The 19429-nt window shown below is 71.4% G+C and carries 16 protein-coding genes; 5 read left to right on the top strand and 11 right to left on the bottom strand.

The genetic code is table 11. The features are described 5' to 3' along the window. Positions 1 to 95: 95 nt before the first annotated feature. From F5972_RS31625 to F5972_RS31615, 3 genes are all read left to right on the top strand, one after another. Complete coding sequence (locus tag F5972_RS31625) at positions 96 to 563, top strand: DUF6220 domain-containing protein (RefSeq protein ID WP_150938880.1); 468 nt, start codon at positions 96 to 98, stop codon at positions 561 to 563. Continuing rightward, positions 560 to 2743, top strand: coding sequence for a multicopper oxidase family protein (locus F5972_RS31620; protein ID WP_225312067.1), 2184 nt, complete (start codon positions 560 to 562; stop codon positions 2741 to 2743). The genes F5972_RS31625 and F5972_RS31620 overlap by 4 nt, the downstream gene beginning before the upstream one ends. Positions 2744 to 2885: 142 nt before the next feature. Next, positions 2886 to 3614 carry an SH3 domain-containing protein gene (locus F5972_RS31615; protein ID WP_150938878.1) on the top strand — a complete coding sequence of 243 codons (729 nt, stop codon included), beginning with the start codon at positions 2886 to 2888 and terminating at the stop codon, positions 3612 to 3614. Between the two features lie 191 nt (positions 3615 to 3805). Here the strand turns inward: F5972_RS31615 and F5972_RS31610 are convergent, their stop codons facing one another. Next, complete coding sequence (locus F5972_RS31610; protein ID WP_150938876.1) at positions 3806 to 4780, bottom strand: GNAT family N-acetyltransferase; 975 nt, start codon at positions 4778 to 4780, stop codon at positions 3806 to 3808. A 127-nt stretch (positions 4781 to 4907) separates the two neighbouring features. Here F5972_RS31610 and F5972_RS31605 point away from each other — a divergent pair, with 127 nt between their 5' ends. After that, positions 4908 to 6590 (top strand): glycosyltransferase family 39 protein, encoded by a 1683-nt coding sequence (locus tag F5972_RS31605; protein WP_150938874.1) that lies wholly within the window; start codon positions 4908 to 4910, stop codon positions 6588 to 6590. Here F5972_RS31605 and F5972_RS31600 read toward each other — a convergent pair. From F5972_RS31600 to F5972_RS31555, 10 genes are all read right to left on the bottom strand, one after another. Continuing rightward, positions 6580 to 7437, bottom strand: coding sequence for a carbohydrate ABC transporter permease (locus tag F5972_RS31600; RefSeq protein WP_150938872.1), 858 nt, complete (start codon positions 7435 to 7437; stop codon positions 6580 to 6582). The two genes, F5972_RS31605 and F5972_RS31600, sit on opposite strands and share 11 nt — an antisense overlap. Then, on the bottom strand, positions 7434 to 8360 hold the full coding sequence (locus F5972_RS31595) for a carbohydrate ABC transporter permease (RefSeq protein ID WP_150938871.1): 927 nt from the start codon (positions 8358 to 8360) through the stop codon (positions 7434 to 7436). The genes F5972_RS31600 and F5972_RS31595 overlap by 4 nt, the downstream gene beginning before the upstream one ends. 7 nt (positions 8361 to 8367) lie before the next feature. Then, the gene (locus F5972_RS31590; protein ID WP_225312066.1) at positions 8368 to 9540 is read right to left on the bottom strand and encodes an extracellular solute-binding protein; all 1173 of its coding nucleotides are present in this window, start codon (positions 9538 to 9540) and stop codon (positions 8368 to 8370) included. Between the two features lie 387 nt (positions 9541 to 9927). Further along, complete coding sequence (locus F5972_RS31585) at positions 9928 to 10515, bottom strand: GTP-binding protein (protein ID WP_150938866.1); 588 nt, start codon at positions 10513 to 10515, stop codon at positions 9928 to 9930. Further along, positions 10496 to 10870 (bottom strand): DUF742 domain-containing protein, encoded by a 375-nt coding sequence (locus tag F5972_RS31580; protein ID WP_150938864.1) that lies wholly within the window; start codon positions 10868 to 10870, stop codon positions 10496 to 10498. Before F5972_RS31580 ends, F5972_RS31585 begins: the two co-directional genes overlap by 20 nt. Further along, positions 10867 to 11301, bottom strand: a complete 435-nt coding sequence (locus F5972_RS31575; RefSeq protein ID WP_117409735.1) for a roadblock/LC7 domain-containing protein — start codon at positions 11299 to 11301, stop codon at positions 10867 to 10869. Before F5972_RS31575 ends, F5972_RS31580 begins: the two co-directional genes overlap by 4 nt. Then, on the bottom strand, positions 11298 to 13565 hold the full coding sequence (locus F5972_RS31570; RefSeq protein ID WP_225312065.1) for a sensor histidine kinase: 2268 nt from the start codon (positions 13563 to 13565) through the stop codon (positions 11298 to 11300). The genes F5972_RS31575 and F5972_RS31570 overlap by 4 nt, the downstream gene beginning before the upstream one ends. A 226-nt stretch (positions 13566 to 13791) precedes the next feature. Then, positions 13792 to 15306: a prenyltransferase/squalene oxidase repeat-containing protein gene (locus tag F5972_RS31565; RefSeq protein ID WP_225312064.1), complete on the bottom strand. Its 1515-nt coding sequence runs from the start codon at positions 15304 to 15306 to the stop codon at positions 13792 to 13794. Between the two features lie 70 nt (positions 15307 to 15376). Next, the gene (locus tag F5972_RS31560) at positions 15377 to 16324 is read right to left on the bottom strand and encodes a terpene synthase family protein (RefSeq protein WP_150938859.1); all 948 of its coding nucleotides are present in this window, start codon (positions 16322 to 16324) and stop codon (positions 15377 to 15379) included. Beyond that, positions 16321 to 17676: a cytochrome P450 gene (locus F5972_RS31555; RefSeq protein ID WP_150938858.1), complete on the bottom strand. Its 1356-nt coding sequence runs from the start codon at positions 17674 to 17676 to the stop codon at positions 16321 to 16323. The genes F5972_RS31560 and F5972_RS31555 overlap by 4 nt, the downstream gene beginning before the upstream one ends. 548 nt (positions 17677 to 18224) lie before the next feature. On the opposite strand from F5972_RS31555, the gene F5972_RS39615 reads away from it, so the two are divergent. Beyond that, complete coding sequence (locus F5972_RS39615; RefSeq protein WP_150938855.1) at positions 18225 to 19385, top strand: cellulose binding domain-containing protein; 1161 nt, start codon at positions 18225 to 18227, stop codon at positions 19383 to 19385. The last annotated feature ends 44 nt before the right edge of the window (positions 19386 to 19429 follow it).

Below are 19429 nucleotides of genomic sequence, written 5' to 3'. Positions count from 1 at the left end.
GCCGACGTGTCTCTCACAGAGGGACGACGCGCCGGCTTGATGTGGGACACGATCCCGGTGATCCCCACAATCCGCTCATCGAAGGGAGCACCGCCGTGCGCAAGGTCTACGCCGTATTCGCGGGACTGCTACTCGCCGCCGCCGTCGTGCAGATGTATCTGGCGGCCGTCGGCGCGTTCGACAAACCCCAGGACGACTCCTCGTTCGCCGCGCACAGCATGAACGGCATGCTGGTCATCCCGGTGCTGTCACTGGTGGCCACCGCCGCCGCGGCCGCGGCCCGGGCGCCGGGGCGGCTCATCGGCCTGACCGCCCTGCCCGTGGGGCTGGTCGTCGTACAGTCGCTGATCGTCGCGCTCGGCGGCGTGTTCGAGGACGCGGCGGGCAACACCACCCCGCTCTCCCTGGCGATCCTCGGGCTGCACGCCCTCAACGGCATGGCGGTCATGGGCGTCTGCGGGATGGTGTTCGGCCGGGCCCGGCGGCTCGCGTGGACCGCCCCAGCCTCGAAGGAAGACGCCGTGTCGGGCCACGTGGACGGCTCGGCGGTGCGCGCGTCGTGACCACCGACCGGCTCATGGCGCTCGACCTGCTCGTCTCGGTCCTGGCCGCGGCGGCGTGGGCGGGCGCGGGGGCGGCGGCCGCCGCCCGACGCCCGAGGACGGCCGCGGCCCTGATGGCGGGGGCCATGGTCGCGTCACTGGCCCGGGCCGGGTCCGTTCTCGCGCTGGCCGGGGCCGGCTGGTGGTTCGTCCAGGAGAAGGTCACGGTCGCCCTGCCGCTCCTCCTGACGGCGAGCGTCGTCGCCGCCGTGACGGCGGGGCCACGGCTGCTGGCCGCGTCCCGCGCGACCTCGGCGGCCGGACGGGACGCCGTGGGGTCGCCCGCGGTCGTGGTCCCCCTGCTCGGGGCCGGGTACGCGGCGGCGGCCGGTCCCGTGCAGACCTTCCTGCTGGGGTATCCGGCGGAGCCGGGCTCCGCGCTCATCCTCCTGGCCGTCGTCGCGGGGGCCGTACTGGTGACATGGCGGGCGATGGCCCCGCGGGTGCCCCTGCTGCGCGCGGCGACGGCGGCGACTGTCGCCGCCGCCCTGGCCGGCGGGGTCCTCACGTTCCTCCCGGCCACCACCGCCGGAGCCACGACACCGGGAGCCGCCCTGGGAGCCGCCACTCCTGAAGCCGCCACCGCCGGAGCCGCCACTCCCGAAGCCGCCACCGCCGGAGCCGCCACTCCCGGAGGCGGCGTCCTGGGAGACGGCGCCCCGGCTGCCGCCGCTCCAGCCGCTGACGCCCCTGCCGAGGGCGGCCACGACATGCCGGGACATGCCGCGTCCGCCCAGACGTCCGCCCAGATGTCCGCGCCCGGCCGCCCGGTCACGGATTTCCGCGGCCCTTCGGAGCCCGCGCCCGGCGGAACCGTACGCCGGTTCACGCTGACGGCGCGCACGGCGACCGTCACGCTGTCGTCCGGGCGGAAGGTGGCCGCCTGGACCTTCGACGGACAGGTGCCCGGCCCGCCGATCACCGCCACACAGGGCGACCTCGTCGAGGTGCGGCTGCGCAACGCGGACATCACGGAGGGCGTGACCCTGCACTGGCACGGCTACGACGTGCCTTCGGGCGAGGACGGCGTGCCGGGGCTCACCCAGGAGGCCGTGCGGCCGGGCGGCGAGTTCGTCTACCGGTTCCTGGCCGCCCAGACGGGGACCTACTGGTACCACACGCACGAGGTCTCCGACATCGGCGTACGGATGGGTCTCTACGGCATGTTCGTCGTGGCGCCGAGAGGGTCCGCGACCACCGGTGTGGATCTCACCCTTCCCGTGCACACCTTCGCGGGCACGACCGTGGCGGGCGACCACGACCAGCCCATCCTCCAGGGGGTGGCGCCGGGCACACCGGTGCGGCTGCGCCTGGTCGACACCGACAACACTCCGCACCGGTTCACTCTGGCCGGCACGGTCTACCGGCTGGTGGCCGTGGACGGCACGGACCTGAGCGGGCCGGGCCCGCTGAGCCGGGCCGGGCTGAGACTTCCGGCGGGCGGCAGGTACGACCTCGCCTTCACCATGCCGTCCGGCCCGGTGGTCCTGCGGGCCGACGACCGCACCGAGGTCGTACGCCTCACGGCTACGGCGAACGGCACCGGTCACGTCTCCGGGACCGACGCTCCCGGCCCCCAGCACACCGACCGCTCTGATCAGTCCGGCAACGCCACCGACGTCACGGACGCCGGGGACGCCGCGGCGGCGGCCGGGTGGCCGGAGCTCGACCTCACCCGGTACGGCACGCCGGCGCCCACGCCGTACACGTCGCGGTCCCGCTTCGACCGGCGGTTCACGCTCGTGCTCGACCGGGGGCTGGCGCTCGGGGACGGGCTGCCGATCTACGCGCACACGATCAACGGCCGCGCCTACCCGCACGTGCCCACCCAGGTGGTCAGGGAGGGCGATCTCGTCCGCCTCACCGTGGTCAACCGGGGCAGGGACACCCATCCCTGGCATCTCCACGGTCACCGTGTGCTGGTGCTCGCGCGTGACGGCCGCGCCCCCACCGGGAGCCCTCTGTGGCTCGACACCTTCGACGTACGGCCCGGGGAGGTGTGGGAGGTCGCGTTCCGCGCCGGCAACCCCGGTCTGTGGATGAACCACTGCCACAACCTCAGCCACGCCGACCTCGGGATGATGCTGCACCTCGCGTACGAGGGGGTGACCACGCCCTTCCACGGCGGCCACGGCGGGTGAGAACCCGCGCCGGGTAAAAAATCCGGTCTCGCCGCCGGGCGAGGTGTAAACGCACGGTAATCAGATCACAACTTCGGGTGAGTGGAGCAGGCCTGGGTCCCCCCGCCGGGCGTCGGGCGATGCCGACCCGAAGGGAGAGACCGTGAGAGTGGCCAGGAGCGTCGTTCCCGCGCTGGCGGTGTGGGCCTCGGCGGGATGGCTCAGCCTTCCCGCGTACGGCTTCGCGGCGACCCGCCCGCTAGCACCCGGCGGACCCGCGGCCGCCGTCCGCCCGCCCGTGCCGGGCGGACCCGCGGCCGCCGTGCCGCACCGGGAGGCGGGCCGCCCACCCGAGCGACCCGGGACCTCCGGCTCCCACCGGGAGGGCACACGCCAGGAGGTCACGCGCCAGGAGGTCACGCGCCAGATCGAGCAGGCCCCCGGGCGCGTGTGCGCCTACCGTCTCCGGGGCGTGAGCGCGGGAGGCTTCCTCCACGTACGCGGGGGCGCGGGGCGCCGTCACGCCCCCGTCGGCAGGCTGCGGGTGTCCGACGGCGGCTTCGCCGGTTCCTGTGCCGCCAACCACGGCTGGATCGCGGTGCGGGCTGCCGACGGCGCGTCGGGCTTCGCCTCCGCCCGCTACCTGCACAGGCTCGATCTCAGCGGCCGGCCCTCGCTGTCGTGCGCCTACCGCCTGAGACACGTGCACAAGGGCGGTTACCTCAACGTCCGCGAGGGCGCGGGACTCGGCCACGTCCCCGTCGGGAAGATCCGCCCGGCGCAGGGCAACATCGCCGGGGCCTGCACCGCCGGCCACGGCTGGGTGGCCGTGGACACCGCCGACGGCATCCCCGGCTGGGCCTCGGCCCGCTATCTGCGGAAGATCCCATAGGGCATGCCGACCGTCCGGCGCGACCGTGCGCCGGCGGGCCCGGCCCCGGCGCGCCGGCAGGTTCAGCCCGATGCGGCGGCAGGTTCAGCCCGGTGCACCGGACGTCGCGCGTTCACGGGTGCCGCCTCTGTCGTCCCGTCCCCGGTGTCCCCCTGGCCGGGGACGGGAAGCACCCCCACCCGCCCAGGTCGTCACCCGAGGTCGGGGTGGGGGATGTAGCAGTCGAGCCGGAGGAGGTCCTCGCTGGTCATCAGCGTGTCCATATCGTCGATGCGCCATCCGGCGTCGAGCAGCAGGGGCAGCAGCGGGTGTGTGCCCGGCACCGCGATCTCGACGGAGCCCGCGCCCGAGCAGGCGTCGGCCGCCTCCAGTACCGCCTCGACGCAGGCCTGCGGGGTGTCACCCCCGGCGGGCCCGATGACGGCCGAGTCACCGGCCACCCGCACGAACGCGTACCCCGAGGCCGCGGCCCGCACCGTCACGCCGGGCAGGCCCGCGAACCAGCCGAGGGTCGCGGTCCGCTCCCCGCCCGAGATCCGGGCGTCCAGAGCCACCGCCGCGTCCACGTCGCGGGCCCCCGGCGTGAGCGGGTCGCTCTCCGGACGCGCATGGGCCACCCCCGCGAGAGCCTCGTTCCTCGCCCGTGCCACCCGGCCACTCTCGGCCGCGCGACCGCTCGCAGCCACGTGACCGCTCTCGGCCGGGCGTGCGCTCTGTGCCGAGGGTGCGCTCTGTGGCGCGCGTGCGCTCTCGGCCGGGCGTGCGCTCTGCGGCGGGCGGCTGAGGTAGAGCAGGGGGCATCGGGGCCGCATACCGCGCCGGACGTACAGGGCGAGCGCCCTCAGGTCGGCCGAGGCGAAGGTCATCATGGGGGCATCGGACGGTAGCAGCCGCGACAGGATCATCCGGCCCGCTCCCGACGACTGATGGTCCGGCAGGACGAACAGGTCTCCGAGGTGCGTGATCCTCCCCCGGGGCAGGGTCGCGCCGAAACCCGCGATCGTGCCGTCCACCTCGGCGACGACCACGGTGCCGAAGTCGCGCTCCGCGTCCAGGAAGTCCGGCCTCTCCGGCCACCGGCCGAGAAGCCGGAAGTGGTCCGCGACGGCGCGCAGTCCGGGAACGTCCCCCTCCGTCGCGGTGCGGACGACGACGGACTCCGCCATCGATCTCTCCCTACGAGTTCTCCTCACGTTCGGTTCACCTTAGGCCCCGTTCTCCTTCCTGTTGCCCGGCGGGGCATCGGGTGGGACGCGAACGAGCCAGAGGACACCCGCAGGACACGGAGGACGTGTGAGGATCAGGCACCACGCCGGCGCCCGCCCCGGGCGGAGCGCTCGCGACGCGGCCGTGCCGGCCGTCCCGGCCCTGGCCGCGCTGCTCGCCTGCCTTTGGGGCATCAGGCGTGGATCGATGTGGCAGGACGAGGCGACGACGTACGTCGTCGCGGGAAGGCCGCTGCCCGGCCTCTGGCGCACGCTGGGGAACGTCGACGCGGTGCACGGCTGCTACTACCTGCTGATCCATCCTCTTCTCCGGCTCGTGGGCGACGCCGTCCCGGCGGAGGTCGCGATCCGGATCCCCTCCGTCGTCGCCACGGCCGCCGCGGCGGCCGGTGTCGCGGCGATCGGACGGCGGCTGGTCTCCGGCCCGGCCGGCCTGTACGCCGGTCTCGTGTACGGCACGGCCCCCGTCGTCGTCGCCTACGGCCAGGAGGGACGGTCGTACGCGCTGGTCGGAGCGGCGGTGGTGGAGGCCACGCGGCTGCTCACGCGGGCGCTGGAGGACCCGGCACGCACGAGGAGATGGATCTGGTACGCCGTGGCGGTGGCGGTGGCGTGCCTGCTCAACCTCTTCGCCGCCCTGGCGCTCGTGGCACACGCGGCCACGGTCCTGGTCGTCGCCCGCAGGCGGACCGCGAGAGACGCGGGGACGACCGCGGAGGCCGGTGTCCCCGGCCCGCCGCAGCGGTGGAGTGTGCCGCTCCGGTGGGCCGGAGCGAGCACGTGCGCCCTGCTCGCCGTCCTGCCACTCGCGCGGATCGCGTTCGGGCAGCGCGACCAGGTGTCATGGCTGGAGCGGCCCGGCTGGCCCGAGGTGCGCGCTCTCGTGGAGCGGTTCGCCGGGTCCGGTCTCTCGCTCGCGGCGACCGTCGTGCTCGTCCTGCTGGGACTGACGCTGCGGGTGAGCGACCGGCGCGCGGAGGGGGTGGGGCCCCTGGCGGTGGCCGTGCCGCTCGCCGTGCTGCCACCCGCCCTGCTGATCGCCGTCTCGCAGGTCCACCCCTTCTACCAGGACCGCTACGTCCTGTTCTCGATGGCGGGGCTCGCGCTCCTGACGGGGGCGGGACTGGCCCGGGCCGTACGGCTCGTGCCGGGACCGGCGCCGGAACGGTCACCCGGCCGGTCGCCGAGCGAAACCACGGGCGAAACCCGGAGCCAGACCCCGAGCGGATCACCAGGCCGATCCCCCGAACTGTCGGCGGGCTGGTGGCGGGGCGGACCGCGCGCGGCCGTCGCGCTGGCGCTGCCTGTATTGCTGCTGGTGGCGTCCCTGCCTGACCAGGCCGCCGTACGGCGGATCGACAGTCGTCCGGACGACCCGGCCGCCGTCGCCCGGGTCGTCGGGCCGGGACGGCGGCCCGGAGACGCCGTGCTCTTCCTGCCATCGATCCGCCGCCTGGTCGCCGAGGCGTACCCCGCCTCGTTCCACGGGGTCCGCGACGCGGCGCTCAGGGCCGGCGGCGCGGAGTCGGGCACGCTGGCCGGGCGGGAGCTGCCCGCGGAGAACCTCGCCGCCGCGCTGGGCGCGGCGCCCCGGGTGTGGGTGGTGAGCCGTCCGCATCCCGCGCCCGCCGACCTGGCGTCCGCGCGGGACACGGCCAAGCGCGACCTGCTGCGGAAGGACTACCGGAAGGAGCGGGCCTTCCGGGTGCTCGGCTACACCGTACGGCTGTACACGCGGATCAGCCCTTGACGGCCCCCGCGGTGAGGCCGCTGACGAGCTGACGCTCGGCCACGGCGTAGAAACCGAGGGCGGGCAGCATCGCCACCACGATGTAGGCCATGACCCGGGCGACGTCCGTCGCGTACTGGCCCTGGAACTGCTGGACGCCCAGCGGGATCGTGAACAGGCCGTCGTCGCTGAACACCACGAGCGGCAGCATGAACTGGTTCCAGCTGCTGACGACGGCCAGCACGGAGACCGTGGCGATCGCGGGCCGGGCCATCGGCAGCAGGATCCGCCAGAAGAAGCCGAACGGGGTGCACCCGTCGAGGATCGCCGCCTCCTCGATCTCTCCCGGGATGGCCCGGAAGAAGCCGCGCAGGATGATGATCGTCATGGGCATGCCGAAGGCCGCCTGCGGAAGGATCACGCCGAGCGGGTTGTCGAGCAGCCCGAACATCCGCAGCAGCACGAACAACGGCAGGATCGCCACCGCGAACGGGAACATGAGCCCGGCGGCGAACATCGTGAAAAGCGCCTCGCGGCCCCGGAAGGCGAACCGGGCGAACACGAAGGCCGCCAGCGCCGACACCGCGACGACCACCAGCGTGGTCAGCACCGCGATGTAGGTGCTGTTCCAGAGCATGTGCCAGAACGACCCCGAGGCGAGGATGCCCCCGTAGTTCTCCGGCATCCAGGGGTCGGGCAGGCCGATCGGGTTGCTGGAGAGCTGCCGGGTGGTCTTGAAGCCGCCGAGCACGGCGTACACCAGGGGAACGGCGACGAACAGCGCCGTGATCACGACGATCGTGTGCAGGGACAGGCTGCGCAGGGGACCGCCCGACGTCGGCGACTGCTTGTGGCGGCTGGTGCTCATCGCTGTTCTCGCAGCACGGTGGAGGCTCCTTGGAGGTCACGCCGCATGACGTATCTCTGGTAGAAGAGCGCGAACACGAGGCTGATGAAGAACATCACCACGCTGATCGCACTCGCGTAGCCGACCTGGAAGCGCTTGAAACCGAACTGGAACATCGTCACGGCCATGGTCTCGGAGGAGTGCGACGGGCCTCCGCCGGTGATGATCCAGACCAGGTCGAACAGCTGGATCGCACCGATGACCGACAGGAACACGCTGATGCGGATGGTGGGGCCGAGCAGCGGCAGCGTGACGTAGCGGAAGACCTTCCAGCCGGTCGCGCCGTCGATCTGGGCGGCCTCGGTGAGCTCCCGCGGGATGCCCTGGCGCCCGGCGATGTACAAGATCATGTGGAAGCCGAAGTACTTCCAGGTCATGACGATGAACACCGACATCATCACCGACGACGGGTCGGCGAACCAGTCCAGGGGGTCGACCCCGAACCAGCCCAGGACGACGTTGGCCAGGCCGTCCGTCGGCGACAGGATCATCATGAACAGGACCGCGGTGATCGCCTCGGACAGCATGTACGGGGCGAAGAACAGCAGGCGGAAGAAGGCCCGGCCGTGGATCCTCTGGTTGAGCAGCATGGCGATGCCCAGCGAGAGGGGAAGCTGCACCACCAGCGACAGGATGATCAGCAACAGGCCGCGCCAGAGGTCGCCCAGGAAGACCTCGTCCGCCAGCAGGCGGGTGAAGTTCGCCAGCCCGACGAAGTCGGTGGGCAGGCCGCGCATGCCGTTCCACTTGAAGACGCTCGCGTAGAAGGCCAGCAGGATCGGCGCCACCACGAGCCCGAAGAAGAGCACGAGCGCGGGCAGCAGGAACAGGAGAATCGTGGTGAACCCCCGGAGCCGGTGGCTCCGGGGTCTCGTCGTCTTCACGCGGCAGTTACTCCGACTTCGCCGTTTCCGTGATGGCCTGCGCCACCTGCTCCGGCGTCTTGGTTCCGCCGATCAGCTGGGCCACACTGTCGTTGACCTCCTGGCCGACGGCCGGCGGGTACGCCTGGTCGAGGTAGAGCTGGAACCCGGTGGCCCCGGCGAGGTTCTTGGCGACCACGCTCAGGTTCGGGTCGGTGACCGCGTCCTCCTCGCCCTTCAGCACCGGGAGCACACCCCCTGTCGCGACGGCCTTGCGGTGCTCGGTGCTCTCGGTGAGGAACTTCACCCACTCGATCGCCTCGGGCGGCGCCTCGGAGCCGATCGCGAAGCCGCCACCGCCGCCGAAGGCGTCGGTGACCGCGCCGGCGCCGCCGTCGACGGCCGGGAACGGGAAGAAGCCGAGGTCGTCGCCGAGTCCCTTGCCGGCGTCCTTCTCGACCGCGGGCGCCCACTGGCCCATCAGCTCCATGGCGGCCTTGCCGTCGCCCATGGTCGCGGCCTGGCCGCCCGGGTCGCCGTACGTCGCGCCGAGGAAGCCCTTCTGGAACGGCTGCAGGTCGGCGAGCTCCTTGAGCTTCTGCCCCGCCTGCACGAAGGGGGCGCCCGTGAAGTCCTTGCTCTCACCCGCCTGCTTCAGCGCGTCGAGGCCGCCGATCCGCATGGCGAGGTACGCCCAGTAGTAGTGGCCAGGCCACTTGTCCTTGCCACCGAGGGCGATCGGAGTGACGCCGGCCGACTTGAGCTTCTTGACGTCGTCGATGAGCTGCGACCAGGTGCTCGGGGGCTCGGCGATCCCGGCCTTCTTGAACAGGGCCTTGTTGTACCAGAAGCCCACCATGCCGATGTCGTCCGGGATCGCGTACGTCTTGCCCTCGATCTGGTACGCCGACAGCGCCGCGTCGGTGAACGTGCCGATCCAGGAACCGGCGTCGCCGGAGAGGTCCTTGACCAGGCCCGCGTCGACCTGCTGGCCGAGCACGCCGCCACCCCAGGTCTGGAAGACGTCCGGCGCCTTGCCGGACTGCGTGAGCGTCGTCAGCTTCGCCTTGAACGCCTCGTTCTCATAGGGAACGCTCTTGATGGTGATGTTCGGGTGCTTGGCCTGGAAATCCTTGATCGCCTGAGCGCCGTAGCTCTTCAAGGGCTCGGTGGTCCAGATGTTCCACCACTCGACCGTCACCTTGCCGCCGGCTGAGCTCTTGCTCTCGCCGGCATCGTTCCCGGTACTACTGCATCCCCCGAGGACAAGCGCGGACGCCGCAAGCAGCGCCACACTCCGACGACTCGAATTCACGGCGGTTTCCCTTCTGGATTCCAACCGAAACTTTCGGAATTCAGACCGATAGTTTCTGCGATGGGGCAGAGGTTACAGCGGGCTCACGCTCATATCAACGGCTGTTGTGCAGCTGTTACGCGCCGCCGGAGACGAAAGAAAGGCATGCCCGCCGCTCTAATCACAAAAGGGATTTAAAGGAATGAAACCGACTTAACTCCATGAACATCGCAAGTGACTTGAAAACGGAAGGAGGCCGTGTGGTGACACGGCCTCCGGAGAACGTGGGACGCGTCAGTGGGCGGCGGCGGTCGGCCGCCGGCCGTACGCGTGCTTGACGAGCGCGATCAGAACCTCCTTGCCCGACTCCCGCCTGCGCGCGTCGCACAGCAGGATCGGCACGTCCTGGCCGAGGTTGAGCGCGAGCTTGACCTCGTCCAGTTCGAAGACCGGTGCGCCCTCGAAGCAGTTCACCGCGACGACGAAGGGGGTGCCGCGCCGCTCGAAGTAGTCGACGGAGGGGAAGCAGTCGGCCAGCCTGCGGGTGTCGGCCAGCACCACCGCGCCGAGCGCTCCCCGGGCGAGCTCGTCCCAGACGAACCAGAAACGCTCCTGGCCCGGGGTGCCGAAGAGATAGAGGACGAAGTCCTGCCCGATGCTGATGCGGCCGAAGTCCATGGCCACGGTGGTGGTCGCCTTCGCCTCGACCCCGGACAGGTCGTCGACGCCGACGCTGAGGTTCGTCAGCGTCTCCTCGGTGCGCAGGGGCCGGATCTCCGAGACCGCGCCGACCATCGTCGTCTTGCCGACCCCGAAGCCGCCGGCGATCAGCAGTTTGATCGCCTTGGGCATCTTCAGGGTGTCAGAGTGCCCGGAGACCATCGAGCACCGCCTTGTACATCCGCTCGTCGAGCACGTCCATCTCCGGTTGGGGCTGCTGCACGGCCACGAATCCGCGGTCGAACAGGTCGCCGAGGAGGACCCGGACGATCCCGGCCGGCAGGTCCAGGTGGGCGGCGATCTCCGCCACCGACAGCGCCCTGCGGCACAGCCGCACGATCGCCTGGTGCTCGGGGTCGAGCCCGATCTCCGCCCCGGTGGTGGGGCGGATCGTCACCGCCAGCGAGATGAGATCGAAGCGGTCCTGCGCCTCCGTACGGCCGCGCGCGATGACGTACGGCCGGATCGTCGGCGCGTCGAGTAAGCGTTCCTCGTCCGGGCTCCACTCAGGGTTCACAGGCGGACCTCCCTGCCCGTGGCCCGGTCGATCGTGGTCCGCGCGGGCGAGGTCAGGTACTGCCCGACCCGCGCGACCAGCATCGCCATCTCGTACGCCACCAGGCCCACGTCGGCGTCGCCCGTGCAGAGCACGGCCAGGCAGGCGCCCTGCCCCGCCACCGTCACCATCAGGAAGGCGGACTTCATCTCCACGATGGTCTGCCGCACCTGCCCGCCCTTGAAGCGCTCGCCGACGCCGCGGGCGAGGCTCTGCAGCCCGGACGCGACGGCGGAGAGATGCTCGGCGTCCTCCAGGCGCAGGCCCTGGGATGTCGCCAGCAGCAGACCGTCCGTGGACAACACGATGCCGTGCTCGACTTCGCGGACCCGCGCGACAAGGTCGTCGAGCAGCCACGCGAGGTCCGCGGACGCCCCGGTCTTCTGTGTCACAGGTTGTCCTCCCCTTCACCTAGCAGCTTGGCGGCCTCGGATCTGCCGCGCCTGGTCCCCGACTGGAACGAGCCCATGATCTTGCGGATGTCCTCCGGCGAGCGGTCCTCCTCGTCCTCCGGCTCCGCGCCGCCCTTCGGCTCCTCGGCGAGCGCCGGAGCGAGGCTCGCCTGGGGCACCCGGAACGGCAGCCCGGACGGGGTGAACGCGGCCGGCGGCTCGGGCCCGGCGGCCGGCTCGGCGGCGATCGGCGCGGGCCTGGGCGTCTCTGCTGCCCTGGGCACGGGAACCACCTCCTGGACTGGTAGCGGGTCCGCGTCGGGCGCGCCCACCAGCGCGATCTCGCGCGCCCCGCGTTCCCGTCGGTCGAGACGGGGACGGGTCTCCTGCTCGGGATGTTCGTCACCGTTCTCCATGACGAGCTCGCGCGGCAGCAGGACGACCGCGGTCGTGCCGCCGTACGGCGACGCCTTGAGCGACACCCTGATGCCGTGCCGCTCGGCGAGACGGCTGACCACGTAAAGGCCGAGCCGGGCGGTGCTCGACAGGTTGAACTCAGGCGGATCGGCGATCCGCTGGTTGGCCGTCTCAAGGTCGTCGGGGCTCATCCCGAGACCCCGGTCCTCGATTTCGAGGGCGTACCCGCTGGCCACCACCTGACCGCCCACCTGCACCATCGTGTACGGCGGGGAGAACGACACCGCGTTCTCGATCAGCTCGGCGAGCAGGTGGATGACGTCGCCGACCGCGCGCCCGTTGAGCGCGGTCTGCCCCATCGGCAGCACGGTGACCCGGGTGTAGTCCTCCACCTCGGCCAGCGCGCCGCGTACGACGTCGACCATGGGCACCGAGCGCCGCCAGGCGCGGGCGGGGGACGCCCCGGACAGGACGATGAGGTTCTCGGCGTTGCGCCGCATGCGGGTGGCGAGGTGGTCGATGCGGAACAGGTCCTTCAGCTCCGCCGGGTCCGACTCGCGCCGCTCCATGACATCGAGCAGGGTCAGCTGGCGGTGGACCAGCGACTGCGTCCGCCGGGCGAGGCTCAGCAGGATGTCGCGGATGCTCTGCCTGAGCTGCGCCTCCTCGACCGCGGTGCGGATCGCGGTCTCCTGCACGGTGTTGAACGCCGCGCCCACCTGGCCGATGACGTCCAGGCCGAAGTTCAGCGGCGGCACCTCCGCCTGGACGTCCACCTTCTCACCCTGCGCGAGGCGGGCGACCACTCCGGGCAGCCGTTCGTTGGCCAGCTCGAGCGCGGCCTCCCGCAGCTTCTCAAGCTGACGGACCAGCGCCCTGGCCGTCGTGACCGACAGGATGATCGACGCGACGACCGCCGCCAGGCCGAGCACGCCGGCCAGCAGAAGCCGGGCGATGACCGCCACGGCGACCGGGATCGCCCGTTCGACCAGCGAGTCACCGGCGTCGATGACCACCTTCTGGAGGCCGGCCATCGACGCCTCCGCGGCGCCGCGCCACTGGCTCTCCATGACGGCCGGCGGACGGCCGGCCTGCCTGCCGAGCGAAAGCTGATCTTCCAGGGCGCGAAGAGTGGTCACCGGCGGCGACTTCTTCCACTTCTCCATCGCCGGACGGTCCGACTCCGGCAGGTCGTCCGCGGCTCGTTCGAGCTCGAACCGGGCCACCCCGACCATCTGGGCGAACTGACGGTGGTCCTGCTCGGTGAACCGTCCAGCCGCGAAGACGCCGGCGATCACCGCGTCCTCCCGGGAGAGCAGCTCACGCGCCCGGCTCAGGGCGGTCAGCGTGCGGCCGTCCTTGGCGAGCGTGGCGTCGTCGAGCGTGGCGACCGCGCGGTACATCGCGTCGAAGGCGTCCAGGACGACGCTGTAGGCGGCCTCGGTGCGGACGCGGTCCAGTTGCCCGGCGTCGACGGCCGAGCGGGTCGCGTTCAGGCTGTCCAGCTTCCGCAGCGTGTCCCGCAGGTGCGCCGCGAGCCCGTCGTCGGCCGCGAAGGCGACCTTGTCGCTGGTGGCCGACTCCCGGAAAACGGCCGTCGCGGCGTCGGTGCGGGCGCGCTGGTCCTGCAGATCCTTACGCAGCACACGGGTGGGGTCGGCGGCACGCGTCACCGAGAGCCGGCGCTCGCGCTGCAGTTCCAGTACCAGGGGCTCGCTCGGCTGGGCGACCCCACTGTCGATGGTGGTGGCCCAGATGAGGTTGACACCGTCCTGGACGGTGACCCAGGCCGCGAACGCCCACAGGGCCGTCAGTGACACCAGCAGGGCCGCGACCTTGGTTCGCACACGCGAATTCCGGAAGCGCATAGACATACCACCCAGTGAAGTCAGAACGCCCTAACAGCGCGTTTACCGGCCATTAACAATTGCCCGCCGTCTGAGGCAGCCCGTGCCCGGCGAAAGTCCGCGCCGCACCTCGCGTAACCCTAGCAAAAGGCCGGAAATGCGCTCAACCCATGAGATCCATCAGGGACGCGTCAAAATTCCGCATATTTGATATTAGCCCAGGTGATCATAGTTGTCCGGCTTGTTGGACGACAAGCCCACTCGACTGGGCGAGGTGCAGGGCGGCGAGCACCGCGGCCCTGACGATCGCCAGGGGCAGATAGAGGTCCTTGTCATGCCACAGGGCCGGCCCGTCCACCGGGTCGGCCGACGCCAGGAGATAGCGGTACCCTCGCCGCACCGCTTCCTCCCGGGGCTCGTCTCCGGGCCCGTGGCCCGTCATGAGCAGGAGTTGCATGGCATACGCCGTCTCCTCTGCCGTGCCACCCCATCGGCCCCAGGAACCGTCTTCTCGCTGGGTCGTCACCACCCACCGCACGGCCGACCGCACCGCGACAGTGGACTCGGCGCCGCCGAACTCGTGCAGCGCGAGCGCGCAGGAAACCGTCGCGTAGTAGGGCGAGGCGTGCCAGCGGTCGTCCCAGCTCCCGTCCGGCCGCTGCCGCTCGCGCAGCCAGGCGGCGAGCCTGCCCAGCACCGCGGCGTAGTGATGTGCCTGCTCCGGCCGGGCCATGGCGTACTGGCCGAAGGCGTCCAGCACGTGAGCGTTCACACTGACCGAGGAGCCTTCCTCACCCTGCCAGGTGCAGAAGTGCGTCGGCGTCTCGAAGGCCCACAGACTGTCCGGTTCGCACGGCATGCCGAGCAGAGCCAGCGCGTAGAGCGCGACCGAGGTGGTGTCGGCGTCCGGCGGCAGTCCCGCGCCCGCGGGCGTGCCCTCGGGGCCGATCGCCGCGCGCAGGTCGGCGAGCATCTCCGGCGGCACGTCGAACGGGATGCCCGCGCGGGCCAGCCAGCTCAACACCCAGCCGCGTTCGAAAACGGTGATCGGAAGCCCCACCGGGACCGGGCCGCCGTGCCGCAGCGCCACCGCCTCCAGGTAGCGCCGGGCGTGGTGCCCGGGGTCGGACAGGGCGGAGCCGCTCAGCCAGGCCGCGGTCGCCGCGGGCGACGCCCCGACCGTCCCGATGGAGGTCGGGTTCACGGCAGGGGCGCTGGCCGCTGCCTGACCGGCCACCTCCAGCGCGTGCAGAAGCTTTCCCGGCAGGGCGGCGCCCGACTCCAGGTGCTGCCGGATCCGGGTGAGCGGGCCCTCGCTCATCCCCTCGGGGATCGGCAGGTAGCCGATCTCGCATTCGCCCAGGCCGTCAAGGTGCGCGTTGATGAGGGACACCAGCGCCGGCACGATGACCTCGATGGCGGGGGTGTCGGGCAGCGCGGAGACCGCCGTCTCCGACAGCCATCCGGACACCACCCGCAGGCCGCGCCTGACCGCGCCGATCAGGACCTCCCGGTCGCCGACCTGGTCGCCCCGGATGAGGACCGACAGCAGCGCCTCGGTGGCGCTGAGGGTCGGAACCAGCCCATAGCCGTCGGGCACGCCCCACGCCCCGTCGGGCCGCTGCGTCGCGACGAGGTACGCCACCCGGTCCTCGTGACCGAGGAGCCAGGGGGCGAGGGTGACCAGCCGTCCGGTCTCGTAGACGGAGGGCGACACCTGCCCCCATGGCCGGGACATCATGTCTCTCATCAATTCGCCGGAGGCCGAGACCACATCCGACGGCCCCTGAAGGGGCTGGTCCGGGGAGAAATCACACACGTTCAAGCTCGCCCCAGTAGTCCACGAGTCCATAGAAGCCGGTGTTGAAACCGATCTGCCGTTCGAGGTAGGCCGCGGCACGCGGGCCGCCCGCCCGCACGGGCCCGAGAAGGACCCGGCAGCGGTCGCGGATCTCGTTCATCCGCGTGATCACCTCCGCGGCGCCGGCGCCGAAGGCGAGCGCGTTGGCGTCGCCCTGGCCGCGCTCCCGGTCCCGGGTGGCCAGGTCGTTGAGCAGGCGCAGGTAGCGCTGCGCCTCGTCGCTCACCACGAGGAGGTCGTCGAGATGGCCGAGCGTCCAGGGGTCGCCCGTCCTGATCCAGTGCGACACGTTGACGAAGGAGGACCCGCAGCCGTCCGCGCCGTCGAGGTAGACGTCGAGCGGTACGGGCGCGCCGGCCTCCTTCCAGCGCCACTCCCGGATCATCGCGCGCAACGTCCGTTCGAGCCGGTCGAGCCAGACCGGTCGCAGGGCCGTGAACGCCGGCGCCGCCGTCAGCTCGTCCCGCAGGTCGGTGAGGAAGCGCGCCACGGGGGGCGCGTCTCCCGCCGCCGCGGCCCTCGTCCCGTCGCCTGCCGGATCTCTCGCCGTGTCGTCGCCGGCGGCCGCCAGGCACCGCGCGACCAGCGCCTCCGCCTCCGCCGTCGAGCCCGCGACCTGGTCCACGAGGCGGTCGACCGCGAAGATCCACAAGGACGCGCGGCCACAGGCCCGCAGCTCCTCCGGCGACGCCCAGGGCGAGCCGAACGCGGTGACCATCGACAGCGCCGCGAAGAACGCGGAATCGAACGGGCGCGCGGGAAACAGGTCGCCGTACCGGCCGGCGCAGTCCTGCAGGTCCCGCTGGCACCGCACGGCGAGCGCGCAGGTACGGCCCAGATCCGCGGCGAGAGCCGCCTCGTCCACCGTCTCTTCAGATGTGACGTGCCCGGCGATCATGCCCGCGCACGCTCGACCAGCGTGAGCTCCACCTTCTGGTTGGGCCGCAGAGACGAGGCGAGTCTCGGCCTGACCGGCCTGGACGCGCTGAGCACCGGGCGGAAGCGGCTCAGCAGGCTCGCCATGAGAAGCTGCGCCTCCATCATGAACAGGTGCTGCCCGAGGCACTTGTGGGGGCCGCCCCCGAAGGGGAAGTAGGCCCACCGGTGCCGCCGGTCCTGGTCCGGCCCGAAACGCTCGGGGTCGAACTCGGCGGGCCGGTCCCAGAACGCGCCGAGCCGGTGGGTCAGGTACGGGCTGATCATCACCGTGGATCCGGCCTTGATCCTGACTCCGTCGATCTCGTCGTCCTTGACCGCCTTCCGCGGCAGGATCCAGCCCGGTGGATACAGGCGCACCAGTTCGGAAAGGAACATCTTCAGATAGCGCAGATCGGGCAGATGGGACGGCCGTACCGGCTCGGACCCGATCACTTCGTCGAGCTCCGCGTAGATCTTCTCCGCGAGGTCGGGGTGCTGGTCGAGGGCGACCCACACCCAGGTCAGCGCGGTCGCCGAGGTCTCGGTCGAGGCGCCGTGCATGCTGACCATGTCGTCCCTGATCCGCCGGTCCCCCTCCTCGCCGTGGTCCTCGGCGCGGGCGCGGCAGATCGCCGACACGACGTCCCTGCCCTCCCCCGCCGTACGACGGGCCTCGTGGACCCGCGGATACACGACCCTGTTGATCGTCTCGATCGACCGGCGGAAGGCCCGGTCACCGGGCAGCGGCACCGAGGCCGGCACGAACGGCATCAGCAGGCGCGGCCACGTGGCCGTCACCGACACCTCGTACGCGGGGATGAGACGGTCGATGTCGTCCTTGGAGATCCGGTCGCCGAAGAAGAGCCGGACGATCGTCGGGTGGACGATGGCCGAGATTCCGTTCACGACGTCGAAGGGCTCGCCGGGACGCACGGTCGCGTCGATCTGCTCGGTGAGGATGTCGGCCATGCGGTCGGCCAGCGACTCGATGTACTTCGCGGTGAAGAGCGGCTGCAGGACCCGGCGGCTCTCCTGCCAGGTCTCCCCGTCGGACAGGATGCCCTCGCCCAGCAACGGGATCAGCGGGTCCCAGAACATGCCCTCCCGCACGTAGTTGGGCTGGTTGGCCCGCAGGACGTGCTGCACGTGGTCGGGATGGGTCACCAGGTAGGGCCGGAACGGCCCCATGTTCAGCCGGACGAGCCTGCCTCCGGCCTGCCTGCCGACCTCTTCGAAGGCCGAGACCGGGTCGCGCGGGTGCTTCGCGAGGAACCGATAGAAGGGAAGGACACTGGCGTTACGGATCGGCGTCGAAGCGACATCAATGGACATCCGGCTGACTCCCACCTGACGATCACGTCATCGGGGAAGTATCACACGCTGCGTGGTAATTGATCAATATTGCAGGCGAGTGAGACTTTTGTCCTGATGGGCCCGAGGATATGGGTATGGCCGGATTTGCCGGGTGTTGCGGGTTCGAGCATGGGGGTTCGAGCGCGGGACAAGGCGAAAGCCGGGCCTCGGCGGCCCGGCCCTCACGACGCGGCGTCAGCCGTGGCTGGTCACCAGCAGCGCGATGCCGACGAGGATGACGATGGGGATCAGCCACACCACGACCTCGCCGAGGAACTCCTTGTACATGGGGACCGAATCCTCTCGGTGACGTGCAAAGCGAACGGACCTGCAGCATATTCGGTCCGGCCGCCGCGGTGGAACCCGCATCGTCCCAGGCGGCGGCGGGTGCGGGGCCTCACCCCTCCAAGATCGAAACTGAAACGTACATGTATCGCCGCAGGCCGGCGCGTTCTCCCGGCGCCGTCCCTGGGCCGGACGGGTCACCGCTCCCTACCATCGCGCCGGACGGCACGAGGGAGAGCGGAATGTCGAAGAGAAGTGCGGCCCTGGCGGCCCTGCTCATGGTGCTCGGACTGCTCGTCACCCGGCCCGCGCAGGCGGCCCCGGTGCGGATCATGGCGCTGGGCGACTCGATCACCGGATCGCCCGGCTGCTGGCGGGCCCTGCTGTGGAACCGGCTGCAGAGCAACGGCTTCACCAACATCGACATGGTGGGAACCCTGCCTCCGCAGGGCTGCTCGGTCGCCTACGACGGCGACAACGAGGGTCACGGCGGCGCGCTGGTCACCAACGTCGCCGACCAGAACCAGTTGCCCGGATGGCTCTCGGCGACCCGCCCCGACATCGTGCTGATGCACTTCGGCACCAACGACGTGTGGAGCAACAGGCCCACCGCTACCATCCTCGCGGCGTACGGCAAGCTCGTGGACCAGATGCGGGCGAGCAACCCGAACATGAGGGTGCTGGTCGCGAAGATCATTCCGATGAACCCGGGCACCTGCCCTGAGTGCGGGCAGCGGGTGGTCGACCTGAACAACGCGATCCCCGGCTGGGCCGCCGCCAAGACCACCGCCGCGTCCCCGGTCCAGGTGGTCGACCAGTGGACCGGCTTCAGCACGAGCGCGGACACCTACGACGGCGTCCACCCCAACGCGAGCGGCGACCAGAAGATGGCCGACAGGTGGTATCCGGCCCTGTCGGCACTGCTCGGCGGCGCCCAGCCGTCGCCGTCCGCATCGCCGTCCGCATCGCCCTCTCGGTCGCCTTCCCCGTCCGCGTCCCCGTCCGCGTCCCCGTCCGTGTCCCCGTCCGCATCGCCCTCCCGTTCACCCTCTCCGTCGCCGTCGCCCTCGCCGTCGCCCTCACCGTCGACCGGCCCTGGAGGGTGCTCCGCCACCTACGTGGTCACCAACCAGTGGGGCGGCGGCTTCCAGGGTGAGATCACGGTGAAGAACACCGGCACGGCTCCCATCAGCGGCTGGACCGTGACCTGGATCTTCGCGAACGGCCAGCAGGTCTCCCAGGCGTGGAACGGCACGCTCACCCAGAGCGGGGCGAACGTGACGGCGAAGAACGTGAGCTGGAACGGCTCCCTCGCCGCGGGCGCCACCACGACCCTGGGTTTCCTCGCCTCCTGGAACGGCGCCAACTCCGTCCCCTCCCCCGGCTGCGTGGCCACCCCCTGACCTCCACCGGGCCCGGCCGGTCACGGCGCGGCGGCCCGCCCGGC

The organism is Microbispora cellulosiformans (assembly GCF_008728085.1).
Classification (GTDB): domain Bacteria; phylum Actinomycetota; class Actinomycetes; order Streptosporangiales; family Streptosporangiaceae; genus Microbispora; species Microbispora amethystogenes.
The sequence above is the reverse complement of the archived record's forward strand: the minus strand, read 5'-3'. Positions and strand labels throughout refer to the sequence as shown.